The 5,772-nt window shown below is 49.8% G+C and carries 2 protein-coding genes; both read left to right on the top strand.

The window, feature by feature from the left end:
• Positions 1-434, top strand: a 434-nt coding sequence (locus ACOTXR_RS24880; RefSeq protein WP_421767131.1) for a hypothetical protein, incomplete at its 5' end; no start/stop codon positions are given.
• 44 nt (positions 435-478) lie between these two features.
• Positions 479-5,551 (top strand): tape measure protein, encoded by a 5,073-nt coding sequence (locus tag ACOTXR_RS24875; RefSeq protein WP_410023183.1) that lies wholly within the window; start codon positions 479-481, stop codon positions 5,549-5,551.
• Positions 5,552-5,772 lie beyond the last annotated feature (221 nt).

Here is a 5,772-nt window from a genome sequence, read left to right as displayed (position 1 = left end):
ATCCGCGAAATTTTAATCAGCGAGTCAGCTTGGGAAGAAATGACCTGCTTATTCGCACCTTCCCTAGGATTCCCTCATCTTTTACCAAAGGGGATAGGGATATGAAGAAGACACTTCTTTTAGGATTTTCGTTGATTTCTTTTTCGGTTTTGGCCGCATCATACCAGATACAGGTACCAACTGACTCGAAAGCAACTTACACAGTGCTGGACAAGGGTTCTCAAGGCCCACTCAGAACTATCACGACAAAAAGAGAAGGGTCATCTGGCGTTACATTTTCGCAGCGAATATATAATTGCGAAGCAAACGAAGTTAAATACTTAGGTTCTGGTGAGAGCCTGGAAGAGATGAAGAACTCTAAGGCCGACCCCAGTATGTCGCCAATAGTAAGCGACTCCATTGCTTACTACCTAGGTCGAGAGGCCTGCAAGTAATCCAAACCCGCTCCGGCGGGTTTTTTTATGCCCGGAGATTAAAAATGGCACAGAATGTTGGTGATATTGAGTACACAATCAAAGCTGATACCGCAGAGCTTTTGACCGCAGGGAAAGATGTTAATCGGGTCACAGGGCGGATGGAAAGCGATCTCAGTAAAGCTGATAAAGCAGCCGACAGGCTTAGTACAGGGCTTAATAAAGTCGGAGTTGCAATTGCCGGGGCTTTTACCATTCAGGCCGCCCAAAGAATTATAGAAATTGCAGATAGTATGAATACGCTGCAAGCGCGGGTAGCAAGGCTTTCACCTGATGCGGATAAAGCTCGGGAAACCATGTCATCTCTATCCGCTATTGCTTCCGGATCTGGAAATAGCCTGGAAGAAACAGAGAGACTCTGGGAATCATTAACCACTGCATTAAAAGAGACTGGAGCGACAAATCAGCAAGTTATCTCATTAACTGACACATTACAAAAAATTGGCACTGTCGGTGGATCTTCAACTGAAGAAATGGCTAACGCTTTAAGACAGTTTGAGCAGTCTATTTCAGGAGGAATCGTTAGGGCTGAAGAATTCAATTCCATTATTGAGCAAATGCCAGAGTTGGCCAGGCAGATTGCCGCAGGTCTGGGAGTATCAATTGGCGGCTTACGCAAAATGATGCTCGAAGGTAAATTAACAGCCCAGGACGCTCTTAACGCAATTCAGAAGCAATCGCAAAATGTTAATGAAGAATTTAGTAAAATGCCTGTCAGTATCGACAGGGCAAAGAACAGCCTGGATGTAGCATTTAAGAATGCAATAAGCGACCTTAACCAAGCCATAGGGCTTACATCCACATTGGCGGGGCTCATGCAAAGCGTCGCAGATAACCTGAACTTCTATAACAATAATGCTGGCAATGCTGCAAGAATGCCAAAGCTGATCAAATTACAGCAAGAGCTCAATGATGAAGTCAAAGACGGCCAGCGGTGGTACGAGACTGATGATAATTTTCAAGAAAGAAGAATTAGTGCGGCATTCAAGTTAAAGCAGGTAGAGGCGGAAATATCACACCTGCGAGCGCAGGCCGCTAACAATGCTAAAAATGGCGGGGCATTTAATGCGCCAGATACGACAGGCGATGACAAAGCCACCCAAAAGCTGCTGCAAAATGCACAGAGAAGACTAGCACTATCAAAACTTGAGGGAGAGGCACGAGCCAGGCAAATGGCGCAGTATGATGCCGAGGATGCTGGCTGGAAGAACAACGACCCGCGCATTAAGCAATTGCAAGATCAATATGCTTTAACCGATCAGGACGTTACCCGGGTGCGGTTTAACGTTGGTGTGACCGGACTGGTCGAGCAGGACACCAAAGGCAATCAGAAAAACACGTCCGTCACTCTGGTGTTGGAGAGCAGAACTGGCGCTTCAGGCTGGGTTATTGAAAAGACCGTGACCATCACCGGGAAGATATCAGGCGAATATCTTGAGGCCCATCTTATTGATGCTCCAGATATCAAGCCGTTTGATATTCGCGTTCGCCGCATTACACCGGACAGCAGCAGCGATTTGCTGTCCAACGGCACTACCTGGAATAGCTACAGTGAAATCACCGACGACAATCTGAGCTATCCATTTTCAGCCATCGCTGGAGCCGTTATTGACCGCGACCAGTACACTGACACTCCAAGCCGCACCTACCATCTTCGCGGACTGATTGTGTCTGTACCAGACAACTATGATCCGATAGCACGCACCTACTCCGGTTTATGGCTGGGTGGATTTAAGCAGGCATGGACTAACAACCCGGCATGGTTGTTCAGAGAGCTGGCGAAGAATACCCGCTTCGGACTGGCTAAACGTGCCGGATACATCGATGTGGATGACGGCGCGCTGTATATTCTGTCTCAGTATTGCGATCAGCTTGTTGATGATGGGTACGGTGGCAAAGAGCCACGCATGACGCTTAACGCTTACATCACAGAGCAGGCCAGCGCGCGTGACATTCTGGACAAGATTGCAGGCATGTTCCGTGGCATAGCGCTGTGGGACGGGATGCGCCTGTCCGTAATGCTGGACGCTCCACAGGATCCGATTGCGACAATCACGAACGCCAACGTTGTGAATGGCGAGTTCAAACGAAGCTCTGTAAAGCGTTCAGAGAAATACAATGCGGTTGTAGTGTCCTGGACTGACCCCGACAACGGATGGGAGCAGGTGAAAGAGTACGTTTCCGACGATGAGATGATAGCCAAAGGGAACTACAACGAAACCACTCTGGAGGCGTTTGGCTGCACCTCTCGCGGACAGGCATGGCGGGCAGGTAAATGGCTGCTGGAAACAGCAAAGCGTGAAAGCAGCAGACTGTCTTTCCAGATGGCACGCGATGCCATCCACTTCACGCCGGGTGATATCGTTGAGGTCATGGATAATGACTACGCAGGAACTCGCCTCGGGGGGAGAATTGTTTCTCATTCCGGGAGGGTGATAACGGTTGACGCGGTTGATTCCTCGGTAGTAACGGACGGCTCCACTATGTCGATTATGGGGAGGGACGGAAAGTTCTCTCGCTATGAGATTGATGGCGTTAACGGAAACAACGTCACACTCAAAAACGAACCTGAATGGGTGAGGGCGGGAACTGTATTTGCCATTTCAACCGCAAGCGTTGCGATTCGCCTTTTCCGGATACTGAGCGTTGCCGAAACGGAAAACAACTCCGTATACAGCATAACGGCCTCATTGCACGACCCCAACAAGCAGGCCATCGTTGACGAGGGTGCAGTGTTTGAAGTTCCCAGCGATACGCTGAACGGCTACCGCGTGCCTAACGTGGAAAACCTGCGAATCCTGAACACAAACACCGAGACCGTCCAGGTCACAGCAACGTGGGAGACGGCAACCACTACTAAAAAGCTGGTTTTCGAGCTGTATGTCTACTCAGCAGATGGGAAAGTGGTAGCCCAATACGAAACCGATCAGTTCCGATATGAGTTTTACGGCCTGAATGCAGGAAGTTACACGCTTGGGGTTCGTGGTCGAAACGAAAATGGAATGAAAGGCGCTGAGACTCAGGTAAGCCTGATTATCGGAGCGCCTAAGCCCCCGAACTCGGTTCAGTGGATACCTGGCCCACTTCAGGCCACTTTAGTTCCGGTCATGTCTGTTACTGCCACATCTGATACTTCTTTTGAATTTTGGTACGCAGGTGAGACTCCGATTCCATTGTCCGACGACATTGAGAATAAAGCTCAATTCCTTGGCCGTGGCAATCAGTGGACCATCCAAAAACTTAAGTTTGACCATGTTTATTACGTTTATGTTCGAACTCGTAATGCATTTGGCGTTTCAGGATTTGTAGAGGCTTCTGGAAAACCAACGGACGACTTCAGTGATATCACCAATGCAATCCTGGAGGAGATTAAAGAGACTGATACGTTCAAAGACCTGATCGAGAGCGCGGTGGAGAGCAGTGAAAAGTTCGCAGAACTGGCTGATGCAATCAAAGAGAATGCAAACGGTCTTGCAGCGGCGGTTGGATCGAATAAGCAGACAGCAGAAGCAATCATCGGCAACGCGCTTGCTATTGCTGATGTTGTCGTGCGGCAGACAGCCCAGCAGGGCGCTAACTCTGCGACCTTCGAACAGCTCCGGGAGGTGATCGCCACTGAGACGGAGGCTCGCGTCACGGATGTTACTCGTCTTGAGGCAAAAACTGAGCAGAACGAGGCGGGAATTACCGAGGTAAGGCAGGCTCTGTCAGATGAAGCTCAGGCAAGGGCGACAGCTGTCGACCAGCTTACTGCGAGTACTCAGGTCATTTCTGATAAAGCTGATTCGGCTTCGAGTAAAGCTGACGCTGCATCAGGTAAGGCAGATGCGGCCGAGCAAGCCAGCTCGCAAAATACCGCTGATATCACCACGTTGCGACAGGTTGTCACCGACACGACTTCATCAATGGCATCCCGTCTGGAGGAACTGGGAGCAAGGACAGATACTGCCAGCGGCGGCATTCAGAGTAACTCCATCGCGCTAATAACGAGTACGCTGGCGCAGGTTGATCAGCAGGTGAGACTGAGCGCGCAGTACGGTGACAGCATGGCCAGCATCGATCGTATTGATAATGTTATGGCAAGCGACAGGGAGGCAACAGCGCGTTCGCTGCTGAGTTTGCAGACTGACGTGAACGGCAACAAGGCAGCAATCAACAGCCTGAACCAGACGTTTTCCAATTATCAGCAGGCCACGGCCACGCAGATAAACGGCATCACGGCAACGGTGAACGGGCATACCTCAGCCATCACAACTAACGCTCAGGCGATAGCGAACGTAAATGGCGACCTCAGCGCGATGTACAACATCAAGGTGGCTGTAGATGCCAACGGACGTCAGTATGCAGTCGGGATGGGCATGGGCGTGGAAAATACCCCTGGAGGTATGCAGTCACAGGTACTTTTCCTGGCGGATCGTTTCGCGGTAATGGCGCAGGCTGGTGGGGCGGTGTCGTTGCCGTTCGTAATCCAGAACGGACAGACCTTCATCCGGGATACGTTCATCCAGGACGGTACCATCAGCAATGCCAAAATCGGCAGCTATATTCAGTCTTCAACCTGGGATGGCACTGGGAACGTTGGCTGGCATATTAATAAATCGGGTTACGCTGTATTTAATAACGTCACTATCCGTGGAACAGTATATGCAACAAATGGAAGCTTTAAGGGTAGTGTTGAGGCCACGACTTTTGTCGGTGATATAGCGAATATTGGAGTTGGAGCAGACGTTGTCGTTTCAGGCGCTACAACAGCTACCAGAGCGATAACATTCACAGACTCCTCTAATTCCTCGCTTGCGAAATCCGCCCTTCTCGAAGGTCTGATTTATGTGTCATCGCTTACCGGAACAACGGTCGTTAACATCACGCTCAATATCAATGGGAATATACGTGACCTTGGAAATATTAACGTACCGTCAGGGAATACTGGGATGTGGATATCGGTAAGGCATGCATTGAGAAACATCACCGCAAATACAGTTACGGGAACCATTACAGTCACAGGAAGCGGAACAGCAAGTAAGTCAATTACATCACCGACGTTAACCATTACCCGAGGTACCGGGTCGTTCTCATAATCCAATTAGACATTCAACACGATTAATAACCCGTCACTTTTGGCGGGTTTTTTATTGCCTGGAGAAAACATGATTTATACTACTGGCACTATCGCCATCAGCGGAAACACCCTTACAGGTACCGGCACAAACTTCACTGCAGCTGGCTCACTGATTCGTAACGGCTGTACCGTCATCGCGCTGACCAGCCCAGCGCAGGTTTTCCAGATCACCGCTATCGG

This window comes from Enterobacter cloacae complex sp. IR53030, assembly GCF_049238365.1.
GTDB lineage: Bacteria > Pseudomonadota > Gammaproteobacteria > Enterobacterales > Enterobacteriaceae > Enterobacter > Enterobacter kobei.
Note: the sequence above shows the minus strand (reverse complement) of the source record. Positions and strands in the feature narration are given on the sequence as shown.